General features: G+C 52.0%; 20 protein-coding genes and 1 other annotated feature. All 20 genes read left to right on the forward strand.

Features of this window, described 5'->3' with window-relative positions; genetic code table 11:
• Positions 1 to 79: 79 nt before the first annotated feature.
• The 20 genes from grpE (at position 80) to glyQ (ending at position 19,935) form a co-directional block, all read left to right on the forward strand.
• Entirely contained in the window at positions 80 to 643 is a 564-nt protein-coding gene (gene grpE, locus AC15IQ_RS12415) for a nucleotide exchange factor GrpE (RefSeq protein WP_483179468.1), read from the forward strand.
• A 61-nt stretch (positions 644 to 704) separates the two neighbouring features.
• Complete coding sequence (dnaK, locus tag AC15IQ_RS12420; protein WP_483179469.1) at positions 705 to 2,531, forward strand: molecular chaperone DnaK; 1,827 nt, start codon at positions 705 to 707, stop codon at positions 2,529 to 2,531.
• 165 nt (positions 2,532 to 2,696) lie between these two features.
• Positions 2,697 to 3,830 carry a molecular chaperone DnaJ gene (dnaJ, locus tag AC15IQ_RS12425; RefSeq protein WP_483179470.1) on the forward strand — a complete coding sequence of 378 codons (1,134 nt, stop codon included), beginning with the start codon at positions 2,697 to 2,699 and terminating at the stop codon, positions 3,828 to 3,830.
• Between the two features lie 13 nt (positions 3,831 to 3,843).
• Positions 3,844 to 4,764, forward strand: coding sequence for a 50S ribosomal protein L11 methyltransferase (gene prmA / locus AC15IQ_RS12430; protein WP_483179471.1), 921 nt, complete (start codon positions 3,844 to 3,846; stop codon positions 4,762 to 4,764).
• 33 nt (positions 4,765 to 4,797) lie between these two features.
• Positions 4,798 to 5,544, forward strand: a complete 747-nt coding sequence (locus AC15IQ_RS12435) for a 16S rRNA (uracil(1498)-N(3))-methyltransferase (protein WP_483179472.1) — start codon at positions 4,798 to 4,800, stop codon at positions 5,542 to 5,544.
• A gap of 17 nt (positions 5,545 to 5,561) precedes the next feature.
• The gene (gene mtaB / locus AC15IQ_RS12440) at positions 5,562 to 6,845 is read left to right on the forward strand and encodes a tRNA (N(6)-L-threonylcarbamoyladenosine(37)-C(2))-methylthiotransferase MtaB (protein ID WP_483179473.1); all 1,284 of its coding nucleotides are present in this window, start codon (positions 5,562 to 5,564) and stop codon (positions 6,843 to 6,845) included.
• A 150-nt stretch (positions 6,846 to 6,995) separates the two neighbouring features.
• A complete protein-coding gene (locus AC15IQ_RS12445; RefSeq protein ID WP_483179474.1) occupies positions 6,996 to 7,346 on the forward strand; it encodes a histidine triad nucleotide-binding protein in 351 nt (116 codons plus the stop codon).
• A 76-nt stretch (positions 7,347 to 7,422) separates the two neighbouring features.
• Positions 7,423 to 7,599 carry a 30S ribosomal protein S21 gene (gene rpsU, locus AC15IQ_RS12450; protein ID WP_481037926.1) on the forward strand — a complete coding sequence of 59 codons (177 nt, stop codon included), beginning with the start codon at positions 7,423 to 7,425 and terminating at the stop codon, positions 7,597 to 7,599.
• A 436-nt stretch (positions 7,600 to 8,035) separates the two neighbouring features.
• The gene (locus AC15IQ_RS12455; protein ID WP_483179475.1) at positions 8,036 to 9,673 is read left to right on the forward strand and encodes an FAD-dependent oxidoreductase; all 1,638 of its coding nucleotides are present in this window, start codon (positions 8,036 to 8,038) and stop codon (positions 9,671 to 9,673) included.
• Between the two features lie 600 nt (positions 9,674 to 10,273).
• A complete protein-coding gene (yqfC, locus tag AC15IQ_RS12460) occupies positions 10,274 to 10,552 on the forward strand; it encodes a sporulation protein YqfC (RefSeq protein ID WP_483179476.1) in 279 nt (92 codons plus the stop codon).
• 13 nt (positions 10,553 to 10,565) lie between these two features.
• Positions 10,566 to 11,774 carry a sporulation protein YqfD gene (yqfD, locus tag AC15IQ_RS12465; protein WP_483179477.1) on the forward strand — a complete coding sequence of 403 codons (1,209 nt, stop codon included), beginning with the start codon at positions 10,566 to 10,568 and terminating at the stop codon, positions 11,772 to 11,774.
• Positions 11,775 to 11,856: 82 nt separating this feature from the next.
• Positions 11,857 to 12,813: a PhoH family protein gene (locus tag AC15IQ_RS12470; RefSeq protein ID WP_483179478.1), complete on the forward strand. Its 957-nt coding sequence runs from the start codon at positions 11,857 to 11,859 to the stop codon at positions 12,811 to 12,813.
• 45 nt (positions 12,814 to 12,858) lie between these two features.
• A complete protein-coding gene (locus AC15IQ_RS12475; protein ID WP_483179479.1) occupies positions 12,859 to 15,051 on the forward strand; it encodes an HD family phosphohydrolase in 2,193 nt (730 codons plus the stop codon).
• A complete protein-coding gene (gene ybeY / locus AC15IQ_RS12480) occupies positions 15,020 to 15,490 on the forward strand; it encodes an rRNA maturation RNase YbeY (protein WP_483179480.1) in 471 nt (156 codons plus the stop codon). Before AC15IQ_RS12475 ends, ybeY begins: the two co-directional genes overlap by 32 nt.
• A 4-nt stretch (positions 15,491 to 15,494) precedes the next feature.
• Positions 15,495 to 15,854 (forward strand): diacylglycerol kinase family protein, encoded by a 360-nt coding sequence (locus AC15IQ_RS12485; RefSeq protein ID WP_483179481.1) that lies wholly within the window; start codon positions 15,495 to 15,497, stop codon positions 15,852 to 15,854.
• A 56-nt stretch (positions 15,855 to 15,910) separates the two neighbouring features.
• On the forward strand, positions 15,911 to 16,312 hold the full coding sequence (gene cdd, locus AC15IQ_RS12490) for a cytidine deaminase (protein ID WP_483179482.1): 402 nt from the start codon (positions 15,911 to 15,913) through the stop codon (positions 16,310 to 16,312).
• Complete coding sequence (era, locus tag AC15IQ_RS12495) at positions 16,309 to 17,190, forward strand: GTPase Era (RefSeq protein WP_483179483.1); 882 nt, start codon at positions 16,309 to 16,311, stop codon at positions 17,188 to 17,190. Before cdd ends, era begins: the two co-directional genes overlap by 4 nt.
• Before the next feature lie 25 nt (positions 17,191 to 17,215).
• Positions 17,216 to 17,893 (forward strand): deoxyribose-phosphate aldolase, encoded by a 678-nt coding sequence (gene deoC / locus AC15IQ_RS12500; RefSeq protein WP_483179484.1) that lies wholly within the window; start codon positions 17,216 to 17,218, stop codon positions 17,891 to 17,893.
• Between the two features lie 2 nt (positions 17,894 to 17,895).
• Entirely contained in the window at positions 17,896 to 18,666 is a 771-nt protein-coding gene (gene recO, locus AC15IQ_RS12505; protein WP_483179619.1) for a DNA repair protein RecO, read from the forward strand.
• Positions 18,667 to 18,768: 102 nt separating this feature from the next.
• Positions 18,769 to 18,974: a binding site (T-box leader), on the forward strand.
• A 49-nt stretch (positions 18,975 to 19,023) separates the two neighbouring features.
• On the forward strand, positions 19,024 to 19,935 hold the full coding sequence (gene glyQ / locus AC15IQ_RS12510; RefSeq protein WP_483179485.1) for a glycine--tRNA ligase subunit alpha: 912 nt from the start codon (positions 19,024 to 19,026) through the stop codon (positions 19,933 to 19,935).
• Positions 19,936 to 19,938 lie beyond the last annotated feature (3 nt).

Raw genomic sequence — 19,938 nt, forward strand, 5'->3', positions numbered from 1 at the left:
CGCAGCCTTGCCGCCCCGGCGGGAAGAGCCATGCCTGGCCGCAAACGACAACAATTGATTATACAGAGGTGAAACAAAGATGAAAGCACATGACCCGACAGTCAACCATCAAGAGCAATTGGACGCAGCACAAGAATCCCAGCAACCAGATCTAAATAATGATGCCCCAGAAGCCGCGACTGTAGCTGCACTGCAGGAGGATTTGCTGGCTGCTCAGGAGGAGAGCAAAAAGAATTACGATCTCTACCTCAGGGCGATGGCTGAAATGGAAAACCTGAGGAAACGCAATCAGCGGGAACGGGATGAGTATCTCAAATTCGCACCCTTGCCTTTAATCAAACCCCTGCTGACTGTGATTGATGATCTGGATCGGGCTCTGGCCATGGCCAGCCCTGATCAGGATTACGCCAGCCTGCATAAAGGCATTGAAATGGTCTGTCAGCGGCTGAAAGAGATCATAGCCACTGCCGGAGTGGAGCCAGTGGAGGCTCTGGGACAGAGTTTCGATCCGCAATATCACCAACCCCTGATGGTGGAAGCAAGTGCCGAACACCCCGATAATACTGTTATCGAAGAATTACAGAAGGGTTATGTCATGCACGGCCGGGTCATCAGGCCCAGTCTGGTCAAGGTCAGTGGATAAAAGTTGCAGTTATATTCAATGCAAATGCAAATAATAGTTCCAAAATGTGGAGGTGTGTTAGATGGCAAAAGTTGTAGGAATTGACCTGGGCACTACCAACTCGGCTATAGCAGTCATGGATGGCAGCGAGGCCAAAGTTATCACCAATGCGGAAGGTGAACGCATTACCCCATCGGTGGTGGGCTTCTCCAAGAGTGGTGAGCGACTGGTGGGTCGGGTCGCCAAACGTCAGGCCATAACCAACCCGGACCGTACGGTGTTGTCAATCAAACGCCGTATGGGCACAGATTACCGGGTCAAGATCGACGATAAAAGCTATACTCCTCAGGAAATCTCGGCTATGATACTGCAGAAGATGAAAACCGATGCCGAGGCCTACCTGGGCGAAAAAATTACTCAAGCGGTCATTACGGTGCCGGCCTATTTTACCGACTCCCAGCGTCAGGCTACCAAAGACGCCGGTAAAATCGCGGGCTTGGAAGTGCTGCGGATTATCAATGAACCGACTGCAGCCGCACTGGCTTATGGCATGGATAAAGAGAACGCCCAGACCATTCTGGTATTCGATTTGGGCGGCGGCACCTTTGACGTCTCCATCCTGGAAATCGGCGACGGAGTCTTTGAGGTCAAAGCGACCAGCGGAAATAACCGCCTGGGCGGCGATGACTTTGACGATAAGATCATCAACTGGCTGATAGCCGATTTTAAGAAAGAGCAGGGTGTTGACCTGACCAATGATAAAATGGCCATGCACCGCCTCAAAGAAGCGGCGGAAAAAGCCAAGCACGAGCTTTCCACCCTGATGAGCACCGATATCAATATTCCTTATATAACCGCCACTCAGGAAGGACCCCTGCATCTGGAGAAAAGCCTCACCCGGGCGCGTTTCAATGACATGACCGCTGACCTGGTGGAAAAGACCATGGGACCAACCCGTCAAGCTTTGAAGGATTCGGGGCTTAAACCAGAACAGATTGACCGTGTGATCCTGGTGGGCGGCTCCACCCGCATCCCGGCAGTCCAGGACGCCATTAAGAACTTTATTGGCAAAGAGCCTTACAAAGGCATCAACCCCGATGAGGTAGTGGCTGTGGGCGCAGCCATTCAGGCCGGGGTTTTGGCTGGAGATGTCACCGATGTGGTCTTGCTGGACGTGACCCCCTTATCCCTGGGGATCGAGACCCTGGGCGGGGTGTTCACCAAGATAATCGACCGCAACACCACCATCCCTACTGCCAAGAGCCAGATATTCACCACCGCTGCTGACCAGCAGCCTTCAGTGGATATACATGTGCTGCAGGGGGAAAGGAAACTGGCCACCAACAATGTTACACTGGGCAGGTTCCAGCTGACTGGCATTCCGCCGGCTCCGCGCGGAGTGCCGCAGATCGAGGTCAAATTTGATATCGATGTCAACGGCATAGTCAACGTCACCGCCAAGGACCTGGCCACCAACAAAGAACAGAAGATCACCATTACCTCCTCCAGCGGACTGTCCGAAGAGGAGATCAAGAAAATGATGGAAGATGCCGAACGCCATGCCGCAGAAGACGAAGAACGTTTCAAAGAAATCGAAGCCCGCAACACTGCGGACAGCATGATCTACCAGTCGGAAAAAGCCCTGAAGGAGAACGGGGACAAGATCGACGACGCATCCAAACAGTCGATAGAAGCTGCTATAGCCGCGCTAAAAACCAGCCTGGAGGGCAGCGATGTAGAAGACATCAAAGCCAAGACCGAAGCCCTGACTCAGGCCTTTTACGCGGTGAGCAGCAAACTGTATGAACAGGCCGGGGGTGAAGCAGGCCAGCAGCAGGGTGGTCAGCCCGGTGGTCCCGGGGAAGATGGTGTGTTCGACGCCGACTACAGCGTGGAGGATGAAAAATAACCTCCTGCACATATGTTATAGAAAAAGCTATTTACATCGTATAATATATAGATGGTTGCCTCGGGCCTTGTCGGCTGAGGCTTATAAACCGAACAAACAGGCCTGAGCGACCCGGAAGCCCCATGGTTTTCGGGCGCAGCCTATTATCCTGGAAGGTGGATTCATATGCCCGCAAAAAGAGATTATTATGAGCTGCTGGGGGTCAGTCGCAATGCCACTCCGGAAGAGATTAAGAAAGCCTATCGCCAGCTGGCTCGCAAATACCATCCTGATGTGAATAAGGATGATCCTGAGGCTGGCGAGAAGTTCAAGGAGTTCACCGAAGCCTATGCGGTTCTGAGTGATGCGCAGAAGCGGGCTGCCTACGATCAGTACGGGCATGCCGCCTTTGAACCCGGACAGGGCGGAGGCTTCGGCGGGTTCGATTTCGATATTAGTGACTTCGGCTTCGGAGATTTATTCGATGTCATCTTCGGAGGCAGCGCCAGTGGACGCAGCCGCAGGAGCGGTCCGCGGCGGGGCGCAGACCGTGAAATGCGCGTGGATATAAACTTTGAAGATGCCTTGTTCGGCATAGAGCGTGATCTGGAACTATCCAGAGTCGAAACCTGCACAAAATGCGAAGGCAGCGGAGCCGAACCGGGCACTTCCACCAAGACCTGCTCAGCCTGTAATGGCAGCGGGCAGATGCGCAACGTACAGAACACCCCGTTTGGGCGTTTTGAAACCGTCCGGCCTTGCAATCAATGCCGCGGTGAGGGCAAGATCATTGAGAAAGCTTGCACCCGCTGTCGTGGCACCGGGCAGGAACGGAAAATCCGCAAAATAAATGTGCGTATCCCGGCTGGGGTCGATAGCGGTTCCCGGATGCGCATCTCGGGCGAAGGCGAGGTGGGCAGCAATGGCGGCCCTCCTGGAGATCTGTACATCTTGATAGCGGTTAAACCACATCCTCGCTTCAGGCGCGAGGGCTATAATCTCATCACCACGCTGGAGATCAATTTCGTGCAGGCGGCTTTAGGAGCCGATATCACCATAGACCTTCCCGGAGGAGCAATCCATAACCTGCACATACCGGAAGGCACTCAGCCGGGAACTGTACTGACTGCCAAAGGCAAAGGAGTGGCGCACATTCAGGGGCATCGCATCGGGGACCTCAAGGTCAATGTCGAGGTGCGCATCCCCACCCGCATCAGCAAGAAACAGCGTGAACTGTTAGAGGCCTTCTACGAAGGCGGCGAAGAGCAGAAGCCCGGACGCAAAGGCATATTCGACAAGTTTAAAGATGCTATTGGCTAGGAGTGCTTAGGCTTTGAAATGGATAGAGATCAATGTATTGATTGCCGGCCCGGGTGTTGAACCCGCGGCCGCATTGTTTCACCGACTGGGGAGCGGTGGGGTGATGATAGAAGACCCGCAGCTGGCAAATACTTTTGCGGAACCGGTGGATGAAGATAAGGCTCCCCGCTGCGATTTCAGCGGTCTCGGACCTTACCGTATAAAAGCCTATATTCATGCCGAGCGGGAATTGCAGGAGCAGATCTCAGCTGGCCTGGATGAGGTGCAGAGCCTTTGCGGATGCAGCTATGAGGTCCAGTATAACGAGGTTGAGGATAAAGATTGGGAGGACAGTTGGAAGCAGTATTACCACACCTTCAAAGTGGGACAGCGACTGCTTATAAAACCCTCCTGGGAGCCGTGGCCTGCCAAGGAAGAAGATGTGGTGATCGAAATCGATCCGGGTATGGCGTTTGGAACCGGCAGCCATGCCTCTACCCGCTTCTGCCTGTTGCTCATTGAAAAGTATCTTCGTGGCGGGGAACGGGTTATCGATGCCGGATGCGGTTCAGGGATTCTCTCCCTGGCGGCGGCTAAACTGGGCGCGGCCGAGGTGCTAGCCATAGATCTGGATAGTGTAGCGGTAAAAGTGGCCGCAGAGAACGTTGAGTTGAATGGGTTGGCTGATAGGATCAAGGTATATGCGGGAGACATTTACACCGATATTGGTTGTGAGCAAGCTGACCTCATTATGGCCAACCTGACCGCTGACATCATTCTGCCCTGGCTGCCCGCGGCGGCAGCGGCGCTTAACCGGTCGGGATGGTTATTCGCCTCCGGCATCCAGGATAGACGCTGGCCGGAAATGAGACAGGCTATGGAACAGGTTGGTTTGGTCATCGAAGAGGTGCTTTTCGACGCAGATTGGGTCGGAGTGGCGGCGCGACGAAGCTGAGCCGTCAATTCACTGAGAAAAGAGGGGTGTTTGATGCACCGCTTTTTTATTGCTCCACAAGACATAGACGGGCATCAGGCTCTGCTCGATGAGAACGAGTCCCGCCATGCCCTGCAGGTGATGCGGCTTAAAGCCGGTCAGGAGGTGGTCCTGTTCGATGGGCAGGGCCGGTCCTACCAGGCTATGCTGGAAGGCACACAAGGCCGCCGGGTGCAGGCCTTGCTGCTGCAAGTCCTGGAAGACACTCCCGCAGCGGCGATTGATATTCATCTGGTTCAGGGTCTGCCTAAAGGCGATAAATTGGATACCATAATACAGAAAGCGGTAGAGCTGGGGGTGCACTCGCTATACCCCCTGCAATGCAAACGCAGCGTAGCCCAGTTGAAAGCGAGCCTGCTGGACAAGAAGATGCAGCGCTGGGATGCTATCGTCCGAGACGCCTGTAAACAATCCGGGCGCAACCGATTGCTGCATGTTCAGCCAGTCCGTGATGTAACTCAGGTATTGCAATTTATGCAAGCTGCTCCTGGTATAGTGCTGTATGAAAAAGAAAAGCAGGCAGGCTATAGAGAACTCCTGCATAGACTGATCCCGGGGTGTATAAACCGGGAACTCTATATAATGGTAGGACCCGAAGGTGGTTGGGATGACAGCGAGATTGATGAACTGACCGCTGCGGGAGTCTTAACCGCTTCCCTGGGCCGGGGCATTCTGCGCACCGAGACGGCCGCAGTAGTAGCCGCTGCGCTGGCCCTGTATGAGGCGGGAGAACTGGGATGATCGAATAAGGAGGAGCCATGGTCAAGAAGGCTGCCTTTTACACCTTGGGCTGCAAGGTCAATCAAGTTGATACAGAAGAAATCAAGGAAGACTTCCTGAGACGGGGCTATCAGGAGGTCGGTTTCAATGAGGTCGCCGACGTCTATGTTATCAATACCTGCACCGTGACCCATGTAAGTGACAAAAAAGCCCGGGCTGTTATTCGCCGGGCTTCGCGCCGCAATCCTCTAGCCACCATTGTGGTGACCGGCTGCCTGGCTCAGGCTGCTCCGCAACAGATCGAGGCCATTCCCGGTGTATCACTGGTGGTAGACAACCGATCAAAAAATAGCATACCGCAATTGATCGAGGGCAGCATATCTAAGGCAGACGCTGCCAATAATGAAACTATCCAACCGGTACTTTATAGCCACCGCCATGAACGCACCCGGGCTTTTATAAAAATACAGGACGGATGCCACAGTTTTTGCTCTTACTGCATTGTACCGTATACCCGCGGAGCGGTGCGCAGCAAAAAGCCGGAGCATGTTAAGGATGAGTTGGGCCGCCTGGTGGAATTGGGTTACCGGGAAATAGTCCTAACCGGCATACACAGCGGGCTATACGGTTATGATCTGAGGGACATCGACCTGGCGGGGCTGTTGAAATATCTGCTGCAACAGGTCAGGGGCGACTACCGTCTCCGGCTCAGCTCTATAGAGCCTTTGGAGGTGACTCCGGTGCTTCTAGAACTTGCTGCCAGCCATGACCGTATCTGCAGGCATTTCCATATTCCTCTGCAGAGCGGCAGCAACGCCGTGCTTAAGGCAATGAACCGGCGCTATGATCGGGATTATTATGGTGAGTTGATACTGGACATAAGCAGGCGGATCCCCGGCGTGGGCTTAAGCGCCGATGTGATGGTGGGTTTCCCCGGAGAGCGGGATGCCGATTTCCAGGATACTTACGATCTTCTTAAACAACTGCCTATGCTTGATCTGCATGTATTTAAGTATTCCCGGCGAGACGGCACTCCGGCGGCACTTATGCCCGGACAGGTGGCGGAGGAGATAAAACAGCAGCGCAGTCAGGTTTTACTGGAACTGGCCATCAGCAAGCGCGCAGAAGCTGTGCAAAAACAACAGGGTCAGGTGATAGAGGTGCTGGTGGAGCAGCAAGCCGGGTCGCATACCTACAGCGGGTTGAGCGACAACTATATCACTGTGAAATGGGAAAGCCCCGAAGATCTGCGCGGGGAATTGGTCCCGGTTCGCATCAGCGGACAGGAACAGGGCGTTGCTCTAGGCAGCCTGCAGCCATGAGGTTTAAAAAAGTACTGCTTGATGAATAATATGGATAAATCGGGGAAATAAGAAAAGAGGTTTTAATTTAGCCCGATAATCTGGTAAAATGAATTCGTACACCATAAGCTCAAAAGCAGGTTGCTTCGAGGTTAGAGGGGGTGAAAAGAAGTGAGTGCTGCGGATTGTATATTCTGTAAGATCGCGGCTCAGGAGATTCCAGCTAAAATAGTATACCAGGATGATGAGCTGATCGCCATTGAAGATATCAACCCTGCGGCGCCGATTCACATCCTGCTTATACCCCGCAAGCATATTCCGTCTCTTGACCAAGCAGGCCTGGAAGATGCCAGCCTACTAGGCCATTTACAGCTTACAGCAGCCAGGATTGCCAATGAACAGGGTATTGCCACGAGAGGTTACCGCCTGGTCAACAATTGCGGAGAATGGGGCGGACAGCTGGTTATGCATGTTCACTACCATTTGCTCGGCGGCCGGGACCTCAAATGGCCTCCAGGCTAATCTTGACGGGGAAGCTCGGGAATAGTAAAATAGAATGGCATTTATTTCAGCCCAGTCGGATGAGGGGAGGGAAACAATGAGCGAAGTTAAAGTAGGAAAGAATGAATCGCTTGATTCTGCGCTTAAAAGATTTAAACGTTCCTGTCAGAAATCAGGCGTCATGCAAGATATTAGAAAACACGAACACTATGAAAAACCTAGTATAAGGAAAAAGAAAAAATCTGAAGCTGCACGCAAGAAAAAGAAATACTAGAGCGGCATCCTTAGACTAGAGAGGCATGTGGCAGCTTAAAGGAGGAGAGTCGAGAACCGGAACCAAACCGGAACCGCTCAAAGCGATAACCTTTTCAAGACCCAACCAAGATGTTGCATGCCATGCTTCAATAAACCGACAAAAGTCTGGTAAACTCTTAGTTGCCAGACTTTTATTTATATAAGACTTGGTAAGGAGGTTATGATCTTGACGTTTTTAAAAAAAGGCGCCCGCAGCAAACAACGGATTTGGCTGTCAGTCGTCGTAGGTTTGGTGATAGTCTCCTTTATGGTAAGCATACTTGCGTTTCAATTCTACTAAGCCGTGTACTCTGCTAGTCGCAGTGTATATCTAAATAGGAGATAAGAGATAGTTTGTAGAAAAGGAGGTGAAGCACCTGGACTGAAGGTTTTTGTGAACCTTCTGCCGGGTCGGTATGAGAAAGAAAATAGTGATAATAGGTGGGGTTGCTGCTGGCGCCAGTGCTGCAGCACGATTGAGAAGAATGGACGAAGAAGCCGAGATAGTAATGTTTGAAAGGGGCCAGGACATTTCCTTTGCCAATTGCGGTTTGCCTTACTATGTGGGAGGCGTTATCGCCAAAAAGAACAACCTTTTAGTGCAGACCCCGAGAGCTATGTCTAAACGTTTTGCCATAGATGTACGCGTTTTAACCGAGGTGCAGGAGATCATACCGACAGAAAAGCGAATTGTAGCCCATGACTTTGGCAGCGGAGAGAAATACTCCGAAAGCTACGATTATCTGGTGCTTTGTCCGGGCGCAGCTCCGGTGATACCCGACATACCAGGGATCAACCGGCCCAATGTATATACCGTCAGAAATATTCCCGATAGCGAGAAGATAAAAGCCCATGTGGAAGTTAGCGATGTACAAAATGTAGTAATTATCGGGGCCGGTTTCATTGGCATGGAAATGGCGGAAATGATGCAAGTGCGGGAATTGAATGTCACCGTGGTTGAAGCCAGTCCGCAGATTTTAGGCGTTTTAGATCCGGAAATGGCTAGTATCGTCGAGAAATATGTGACCTCCCAAGGGGTGAAGTTTATCACCGGAGATGTGGCAGTGGCCCTGGAAGGAGACCCGGCAGTCAATAAAGTCATACTGAAAAGCGGAATTGAAATCCCTGCCGACCTGGTTATTCTGGGGATCGGAGTCAAGCCGGAAACCTGGCTGGCTGTGCAGGCCGGGCTGGAAATAGGTGAAACCGGAGGAATCAAGGTAAACCAATACTTGCAGACTTCGGACCCCTTTATTTATGCCGCAGGAGATGCCATCGAGGTCAACGATTATGTGACTGGTAACGCCACCCTGGTACCCATGGCCGGACCGGCCAACCGCCAGGGGTGGATAGTGGCCAACAATATCGCCGGGCGCAAGATCGAATATCCGGGCAGTCAGGGGACGGGAATAATCAAACTCATGGATATGGTAGTGGCTGTGACCGGCAGGAATGAGCGCTCCCTGCAACGCTGGGGAATCGACTATCTGACCTGCCATGTTCACCCCAACTCTCATGCCACCTATTATCCGGGTGCCAGCCAGATGACCATCAAACTGATTTTCAGTCCGGAAGGCAAGATTTTGGGAGCGCAAATAGTAGGATACGACAATGTGGACAAAGCCATAGACGCCTTTGCTACTGCTATTCGTGCTCGTATGACGGTGTATGATCTGCAGGATTTGGAACTGGCTTATGCGCCGCCCTTCTCTTCCGCCAAAACCCCTGTCAACCTGGCCGGTTATGCGGCTGCCAATATCTTGGAGGGCATGGTGGAGCCGGTCAGATGGGAAAATGTTGATGCTCTGGTCAAAGCCGGTGCTTTGCTGGTGGACGTGCGCACCGATAAGGAACATCAGAAGATGCCGGTGGAGGGTTCGGTCAATATGCCTTTGGATGAACTGCGCGATAATTTGGGTCAAATCTCTGAGGACCAAGAAATTCTGGCCTTCTGCCAGGTTGGCTTGAGGTCGTATGTGGCCAACCGTATCCTGCGTCAAAAAGGATTCAAGGTCAAGAACATCAGCGGCGGATACAAAATGTATCCCAAGTAGGGGCGGGGCTTTGCTCCGTCCGCGGTATGTAGAGGCGGGGCTTTGCTCCGTCCGCGGTATGTAGAGGCGGGGCTCTGCTCCGCCCGCGGTATGTAGGGCGGGCTTTGCTCCGTCCGCGGTATGTAGGGCGGGCTCTGCTCCGCCCGCAGTATGTAGGGCGGGGCTCTGCTCCGCTCGCGGTATGTAGGGCGGGGCTCTGCTCCGCCCGCAGTATGTAGGGGCAGGGCTCTGCTCCGCCCGCAGTATGAGGGGCGGGCTCTGCTCCGCCCGCGGTATGTAGGGGCGGGGCTCTGCTCCACCCGCGGTATGTAGGGGCGGGGCTCTGCTCCGCTCGCGGTATGTAGGGGGCTGTACCAATGTCCAAAATGGACATTGGTACAGCCCCTTTTGTTATTCGGGTGCGGCAGGGAACGGTTTAGCGTCCGCAAATAATATAAAATATTTCATGGTTAGGGGTAGACGACCTGTACACCCCCAGAAATTACAGCTATTTCATGAATGTGGTTTGGCGGGCGGAGCAGAGCCCCGCTCCTGCAGTCATTATGACTTTTCGGCTGGCATATACTTGTGTGAGTGAATTTAGCCGAGAGGTGATTATAAATGGAAAACCGCAGGGAGGCCTTTAATAAAGCTGTGGCCGATTTTTTGGAGATACCCCGCGACCTGGTCATGGACATACCTAAGCTGACTCTGGTGGGGAGAAACGAACTGTATTTGGAAAACCACCGCGGCATCATACAGTATAACCCCCAGCTGCTGCGTATCAATCTGAGCCGGGGGTTTCTGGAAATCGAAGGTCAGGACATGGAGATCAGAGCTTTAATGCCGGAAGAGTTGTATATCAGCGGTGAAATCAAATCGGTTAGGTTTAGGGATTAAAGGGGGTTAGTCCATGGGCAACCGCTTTTTTGAACAATTCGGCGGGGTGATTACAGTCACTGTAGAAGGTCAATATCCGGAACGCCTGATAAATATGGCCTTATCGCGGGGGATATATATTTGGAATATCAAACCGTTGTCAAATGGCATGCGTTTTGAAATCCGCAGCAGCGGCTATGAAGCCCTGCGTACCATAGCCGAGGAGAATGGCTACCATCTGCAAGTGGTTTCAAAACACGGACTGCCGGTGTATAAAAGCATCATGAAAAGACGGGTGGGCTTCATGGCGGGGGGGCTGTTCTTCATCATCGCGCTTTACCTGCTCTCTTCCTTCGTATGGTTCATAGAAGTCAAGGGCAATGAACGCATCCCCACAGAACGGATTTTAGCCGCCATCAACAAATACGGCATCCAGCAGGGCGTGCCTAAATGGAGCTTCAGCCGTGTGGAAGTGGAGGAACAGGTGTTAAGAGAGATTGGCGATCTGTCCTATATTAAAATAGATATCCGCGGGGTCAAAGCCAATATAAAAGTAGTGGAGAAAATCGTGGTTCCGCAGCAGGAGATTACCGGGCCCAGTGACATGGTGGCAGCCCGCAGCGGGGTGGTAGAGGAAATCCTGGTTATAGACGGTCAGGCCAAGGTCGAGAGCGGGCAGGCGGTGGCTAAAGGAGATGTACTCATTTCGGGTACGGTCACTCCGGTATTGAATCCTTATGCTCCTCCTCCAATAGAGCCGCTCACCCCTTACCAGGTGCAGGCCAGAGGAGTAGTGAAAGCCCGGGTGTGGTACCAGGGCTACGGAGAGTGCCCTTTAAGGAGCCAGAACATGGTCTTGAGCGGACGAGAAGCCCATCAGGTAGGCTTGCTGACTCCATGGAAGGAATTCACCCTCTGGGGTCAGAAGAGGCCCCAGTATGAACATGAACAGATCAAAGCCACCAGCTATATACTGGGCACTCCCTTTGGACCATTAGGTTTCAACTATCATCTGTTCAGTGAGGAGCAGCCTGAGGAGGTTATCCATTCCGAGCTCGAAGCCACACAGATCGCCCGGCAAAAGGCTTTACAGAGTCTGGAGGACCAAATTGGGGAATCCGCCGTGGTTACCGACAGCAAGTTTGAGGTCTTATCATCCCCCAGCGATACCATCATGCGCATCAAGGTCTCAGTGGAGATCATAGAAGATATAGCCGTAGTCCAGCCTATAGCCGGGTCATGAGAAGTGTACTTCCTGATGACATGTGCTATAATAACTAGCATAAAAGCAGCCCATGCCAGACGATCCAGGGAGGAAAAGCTATTTGATCGAAAAAGAACAACGCATATCGATTGCCAACAATGACATTGCTTCAGCTTTTTTCGGGACTGGAGACGAGAATTTCCGCTATCTCAGAGGCTTGTGTCCAGCTGATATTTCGGCACGGGGTTCTGATATATATGTTAAAGGGGCGGCAGATGAAGTGGACCAGGCCACAGAACTGGTCAACAGTCTTATAGATATTGTAGATCATGAAGGTCAACTGACAATTAATGATATCAACTATGTCGACAAACTCATCAAACGCGGCGAGAAGGCGCGCCACAATGAGATCGTGTCCGGCACTATTATCACCACTGTGCGTGGCAAGGCAGTCAAGGCCAAAACCCTGGGACAGAAGAAATACGTACAGTCCATCATGGACAATGATGTGGTGTTTGGGATAGGTCCAGCCGGAACCGGCAAGACCTATCTGGCGGTGGTTATGGCCGTGCGGGCATTGAAGAACAAGGACGTGGAGAGGATCGTCTTGGTGCGGCCGGCGGTGGAGGCGGGTGAAAAACTGGGCTTTCTCCCGGGAGATTTCATGGAGAAGGTCAACCCCTATTTGCGTCCGCTCTATGACGGGCTCTTCGATGTTCTGGGTGTAGATGTCACCCAGCGCTATATTGAGCGCAATATAATAGAAATCGCCCCTCTGGCCTACATGAGAGGGCGTACCTTGAACAGCGCTTTCATAATTCTGGATGAAGCCCAAAACACCACCCCTCAGCAGATGAAGATGTTTCTGACCCGTCTCGGGTTCGGCTCCAAGGCGGTGATCACCGGCGACATCACTCAGGTCGACCTACCCAAAGAAGAATTTTCGGGTTTGATTGAGGTTCAGAAGATACTCAGCCGGGTTGAAGGGGTAGCATTCGATTATCTCACCAAAGAGGACGTCATCCGCCATCCCCTGGTGCAGAAGATAATCGACGCTTATGAAACCCATGGCAGTTAAAAATCCACTACCATTCTCAGATGTGAGTACGTAGAGGAGCGTAGCATGAAGATCCCCACTGTGTTGCAGTTTATCCTGAGACGTTTCAATATATTTTTGCAGAAATCCCGTACTAAGAAGCTATTAAGCATACTCCTCTTTTTCGGCATAACCATTTTGATCCTGTTCAGCAACTTCAACCCCAAACAGGTTTGGCTGAAACAGGATGAAGTTGCGCGCAGTAATATCGTATCCAATATCAATGCGGTGGTAATAGACACCAAACAGACCGAAATCCTCAAACAGCAAGCCGCTGACAAGGTGCAGAAGGTCTATCAGGAGGACAACTTCGCCCTGACCAACACCGAAAAAGACATCAATCTGTTCTTCACCAGGCTAAACGAGATCCTGGCTGGACCGGAGGAGGACAGGAATGATGCGGTGCAGAATCTGCTTATTCAGACCAATGTAAAAAAGGAATTGTTTCAGCTGCAATATACCCCGGTTCGCTTAGCGGAGTATCTCATGGCCACTTCCGCCCCGGATATTGAGAAGATGCGGCAGAGCAGCCTCACCATCGTACGTCCCTTAATGACCAACCCCATCACCGATGATACTTTGAATGGCATATATCAACAGGCCTTCAGCAGGATAAGCGAGCTGGGCTATGCACCCGAGGCCCGGGATGTCATCAAGATAATATGCATCAATTCACTGCGCGCCAATCTGATATACAATGAAAGCGCCACTAACAAAGCTTTGAAAGAAGCCACCGACGCAGTGCAGCCGGTGCAAAAGACCATCAAAGCAGGGGAAATCATTGTTCGTGAGGGTGACCGGGTCACCCCTGAGCAGATCTCCATATTGGAACAATTGGGCATACAGCGCAGCAAAAGCTATATTGCCACCCTTATCGGTACTTCCATCTTCGTAATGCTCACCTTCTGGCTGGTTCTGGAATTCCTGCGCCGCCATTATGAACAGTTTTACCGCAATGATATGATGATGCTCTTAATAGGGTTGATATTCATCCTGGTAATAGCCTTCGCCAGGTTCGTTACCATTATAAAGATCGGTGACAACCCCGAGCTCCATCACCTGGCAGGATTTTTGGCTCCGGTGGCGGCCGGCTCGATGCTCATCGCCATCCTCCTCGATAACCGTATGGCCTACTTTATGACCATAATTATGGCGTTGTATGTAGGCTTCCTTACTCAGGGAGACCAGCTGCATTATGCCATAACAGCGTTCATAGGCGGCACTGTAGGAGTCTTCGGGGTGCATCGCCTCACCCAGATGTCAGACCTGGCCAAATCAGGTCTGCGCATTGCCTTTGCCAACATAGTGACCATCATTACCCTTAACCTGATTGGCGGCGAAATAAACCCCAGCATTCTGACCGTGAGCGTTATCATGGGCGCAGCCAATGGAATTCTCTCGGCAGTGCTAATGATCGGAGCTCTGCCTTATCTGGAGTCGGGATTTTCTCTGACCAGCATGATAAAGCTTCTAGAATTATCCAACCCGAATCATCCCCTGTTGCGGCGACTGTTACTGGAAGCTCCGGGGACCTATCATCACAGCCTGATGGTGGGCAATCTGGCCGAGGCTTCGGCTGAGGCGGTAGGCGCCAACCCACTGCTGGTGCGGGTGGGGGCATTATTCCATGATGTGGGGAAAATTAAGCGCCCCGAGTATTTTGTGGAAAATCAACGCGGCTTCGAAAACCCCCATGAGAAGATCGCTCCCGCCTTAAGCACCTTGATAATCACCTCCCATGTAAAAGAGGGTGCGGAATTGGCCCGTGAGGCCCATCTGCCTCAGGCCATACTGGATTTCATAGAACAGCATCACGGCACCAGCCTGGCCAAATATTTTTACAGCCGCGCCCTGGAGGAGGACCCGGACGGTTATATCAATGAAGACAATTTCCGCTATGAAGGCCCCAAGCCGCAGAGCAAGGAAGTAGCCCTGGTGATGCTGGCTGACTCGGTGGAAGCAGCGGTGCGTTCTCTGCAGGATCCCAATCCGCAGAAAATCAATCAGATGGTCCGTATGATAATCAATGACAAACTCAGCGAAGGCCAGCTGGAGACGGCTGACCTGACCTTTAAAGATCTGGATATCATTTCCCAGTCCTTCTGCAAATCCCTGGAGGGAATATATCATAAACGCATTGAATACCCGGAGATAATAGTAAGGGAATTCGAAAAGAGGAGGGAACCGGATGGAGACCCTGATTATCAACCAGCAGAATAAGGTTAATTACACCAGGGTGATGCAGAAAACCATCCTCAATGTGGCTAATGCGGTGGCTAAAATGGCTAAAATTAGCAAGAATACCGAATTGAGCATATTGATCGTTGATAACAGCTACATGCAGGAGCTTAACTTCATATATCGCAACCAGAACCGACCTACTGATGTGCTATCATTTGCCATGAATGAATTGGCTGATGATGAGCCCAACCCGGGCACTGAGGGCGAGGTGAACGTCTTGGGGGATATAGTCATTTCCCTGGAACAAGCCGAGCTGCAGAGCCAGGCATATAACCACAGCCTGGAGCGCGAATTAGGCTATCTGGTCACTCATGGCATGCTGCATCTCCTGGGTTACGATCATGAAACCGATGCTGAACGAGAATTGATGAGAAACCTGGAAGAAAAAATCATGGCTAAGGTTAAACTGGAAAGGTAGCCCCATGAGTTCGAATGGCATCATCAGCAAATTCGCCTGGGCTATCGCGGGTCTGGTGGCGGTAATACGCGAAGAACGGAATATGAGGATTCACCTGGCCGCTGCCGGTGCGGCCCTGGGAGCAGGTTTGATTTTTAGATTGGAACGCCATGAGTGGGGACTTCTGGTCATAGCCATTGTCATGGTCCTGGTGACTGAGGTTGTCAATACTGCCGTTGAGAGGGTGGTCGACCTGATCTCCCCGCAATATCATCCCCTGGCTGAAAAGGCCAAGAATATGGCGGCAGGAGCAGTATTGCTAAGCGCCCTGGCGGCAGTTGTGCTGGGAGTGATAATCTTTGTTCCCCATATATTTAGGGTTTGACCAAATGAGAATTATGCCACAATATATTAAGGGAGATAGGGCAGGAAAACAGATATATGGATAAGAGCGAATTGATCCGATTGGCCCGGGAGGCAAGCAAAAAAGCATATTGCCCCTACTCGAACTTCTCTGTGGGGGCAGCATTGATCAGCAGACAAGGCCAGGTATATACCGGGGCCAATGTGGAAAACGCCTCCTACGGACTTACTATTTGTGCTGAACGGGCGGCGGTGGTCAAAGCGGTCAACGCCGGAGATATGGAATTAGACACCTTGTGTCTGTGCGGCAGTGGTGAGGAGTATATTTATCCATGTGGCGCCTGCCTGCAGGTCCTGGCAGAATTCGCCCCTGATCTGAAGGTCATAGTCACCGACCGTCGCGGCAATCTTAGAGAACATCAGCTTATAGAACTGCTGCCCTTTCAGTTTCAATTTAATGTGGAGGAAAAAACACTTTGAGATCGGGATTTGTAACCATAGTGGGTCGGCCCAATGCAGGTAAATCCACTTTGATGAATCATATCGTAGGGAAGAAGGTGGCTATAGTCTCTGAAAAGCCACAGACTACCCGTAATCGCATCCAGGGCATCTACACCACTGAGCAGGGTCAGATCATTTTCGTGGATACCCCCGGGATCCATAAGCCCAAGCACCTTTTAGGAGAGTACATGGTGCAGGTATCCACCCGTTCCTTGCATGAAGTGGATATAATCTATTATATGACTGATGTGACCAGGCCTTTCGGCAGTGGGGAACGCTATATCATCGATTATTTGCAAGGGGTTTCGGCACCAGTATTTCTGCTCATAAATAAAATCGACTTGGTCGATCTGGAGCGGGCTACCGACCACATCAATGACTTTTGCGGGTATATGAATTTTGCCGAGACTATCTTCCTGTCGGCTATGCAGGGCACCAATATCCCAGAGTTGTTGGAAAAGACCTGGCAGTATCTGCCCCAAGGGCCGCTGTATTATCCGGAAGGCGATTTCACCGATCAGCCGGTTTCCTTCCAGGCAGCCGAACTGATCCGCGAGAAAGCCCTGTGGCTCACCCGCGACGAGATTCCCCATTCCCTGGCGGTGGATGTGGAGGAGATGCGTCATCAGAATGGCGGCAAAGCCTATCTGCGGGCAGTGATCTATATAGAGCGCGATTCCCAGAAGGGCATCGTCATTGGCAAAAATGGACAGATGCTTAAACAGATTGGGGAACAATCCCGCCAGGAGCTGGAAGGCCTCCTGGACCGGCCGGTTTACCTGGACCTGTGGGTGAAAGTGAAGAAGAACTGGCGTGACAGCGAGAATAACCTCAACCAACTGGGCTATACCCGCTGATTGAACCACAGAAGGGCACATCATTATGCTGGGTGCGCATCTGGACAGCACTAATTTAAAACCGCATAGTACTACTCAGGATATCATCATTCTGTGTGAACAAGCAGCCAAGTATTCCATGGCTGCTGTTTGTGTCACCCCCTACCGCCTGCCCCTGGCTAAGCGAATACTCATGGGCAGTGGGGTAAAAGCCTGCACAGTTATAGGCTTTCCCCTGGGGGCTGACCCGGCTTATCTAAAATGGAAGCAAGCTTTGTGGGCTTTGGAAAATGGCGCTGATGAACTGGATATGGTCTTAAACCTGGGGGCTTTAAAAGACCGACAATGGTCTGTACTGAAGCAGGAGCTGGCCGGAGTCATGCAGCTCAAAAGGCAGTTTCCCATGGTGCTCAAGGCGATAGTGGAGACTGGTTTATTGAGCTGCAGCGAATTGATCGAGGTACTGCAGTTGCTGGAAGAGCAGGAGGTCGACTATATTAAAACCTCTACGGGCATAAACTGCCGCGGGGCTTCGCTGGAGGATATCCACACCATCTGCAGGCACCGCCGCAGTCAAATCAAGATCAAAGCCAGCGGGGGCATAAGGACCCTGGATGTGGCTCAACAATTCATCGCCGCCGGGGCAGACCGTATCGGCAGCAGCAATGCCGCTGCGCTGGTCGAAGCTGAACTGGAGGCAGCCGATTGCCGTAGGGAGGGTTAAGCATTTACTTCCACAGTGAGGCTATCATCTTAAAAAGCCTGGACTATCAGGAGGCTGATAAACTGGTCACGGTGTTCTCGGCCTCTAAAGGCAAGATGCAGGTAATTGCCAAAGGGGTGAAAAAGCCTGGCAGCAGCCTGCGTCCGCTGGTGCAGCCCTTTTGCCATGTGCAGCTCTATCTGGCCCGGGGGCGAACTATGAATACCGTGACCCAGGGTCGGCTAATCGATTTTTTTGGCAACATACGCCAGGAATTGTTTGCTACCATGCAGGCGGTATATATGCTGGAACTCCTCGACAAAGCGCTCCTGGACGGCGCAGCCCTGCCGGCCCTGTTTAATAGCACCCTGCAAGTATTGCAGGTGATGGATCAAACCGGCCCTGATCCCTTGCTTTTGCGATTTTTTGAAATGCGCCTGTTGGTGGAACTGGGGTATGCCCCGGTATTGACCCACTGTGTGAGCTGCAATTCGGCAGAGGTGGCAGCGGGGGTGTTCAAATTCTCCGAAGGCGGCTTGCTCTGCTCGCAATGCTCCCGGGAACAGGGAGGCTGTATGGCCTTAAAGCCGGACCACCTGGCCTTGCTGCGCCTGCTCTTAAGCGGCACCCTGCAGGTGGTGAAAAGGGTGCGTTTAAACCCTGCCAGCCTGATGCATTTGGAGAGGTTCTTGGAAGAGTACCTGGAATATCACCTGGAGCGCAGGTTCGTAACCAAGAATACCATCCGTTTTCTCAAACAGAATTTTAATATATCTGCAGATAGTCTTGGGTAAAAGGTTCATATAACAGGATATTTGGGAAATGCTAGAATTAACCCCTTGACATTGACAAGGCTAGGGCCGGTTGATAAACTTAATAAATGATTTAAACCGTATATTATGGCAATGATGGAGAAAAGTACTTGAAGGTCATGTCCTCTAAAGAGAGCTGGGGGAGCTGAAAACCGGCAGGGCAGCCTTTTGAGAAAGGCGCTCCGGAGCATCGGGAGGAACACCGTGAAGGTCAGTAAAACCCGAAAACAAGAGGTGGGCCAAAACTTGGCCAACCAGGGTGGAACCGCGGGTAATGACCCGTCCCTGTATTCAGGGACGGGTCTGGTGTTTTTATATCAAAAACAGGAGGCGTTGCCAATGAATTTTCAGGAGATCATACTCCGTCTGGAAAAATTCTGGGGCCAGCAGGGCTGCATCATCCAGCAACCCTATGATGTGGAGAAAGGCGCTGGCACCATGAACCCGGCCACATTTCTGCGCAGCCTGGGGCCGGAACCATGGAATGTAGCCTACGTGGAGCCATCCCGCCGACCAACCGACGGGCGTTATGGCGAAAACCCCAACCGGCTGCAGCATTATTATCAATACCAGGTGATACTGAAACCTTCACCGGACAATGTAATCGAACTCTACCTGGACAGTCTGCGCGATCTGGGCATTGATCCCGACCACCATGACATCCGCTTGGTGGAGGACAACTGGGAATCGCCCACTCTAGGAGCCTGGGGTCTCGGTTGGGAAATCTGGCTGGACGGGATGGAGATCACCCAGTTCACCTATTTCCAGCAGTGCGGCGGCTTTGACTGCCATCCGGTGTGCGCCGAGATAACCTATGGCTTAGAGCGCATCGCCATGTACATCCAGAACAAAGAAAGCGTCTACGATATTGAATGGGTAAATGGCATCACCTATGCCGATGTGCACCATCAAGGCGAAGTTGATCATTCCCACTACAATTTCGAACTGGCCGATGTGGAGGCCTTGAGCACCATGTTCAACATCTGCGAAAAAGAGGCCTTGAACGTGGCCGCACACCACCTGGTACTGCCGGCCTATGATTATGTCTTGAAATGCTCTCACCTTTTTAATCTCCTCGATGCCAGGGGAGCTATCAGTGTCACTGAGCGTACCGGCTACATCGCCCGGGTGCGCAACCTGGCCCGCACCGTGGCGGGCGAATACCTTGCCCAGAGGAAGGCTATGGGTTACCCGCTGCTAAAGGACCCGGTTCTGCGCCAGCGGGTGTTAGCTGAAGAGGAGGTGGGTTAGAAC

The sequence above is a fragment of the Syntrophomonas sp. DTU019 genome, from assembly GCA_913757435.1.
In the GTDB taxonomy this organism is placed as follows: domain Bacteria; phylum Bacillota; class Syntrophomonadia; order Syntrophomonadales; family Syntrophomonadaceae; genus DTU019.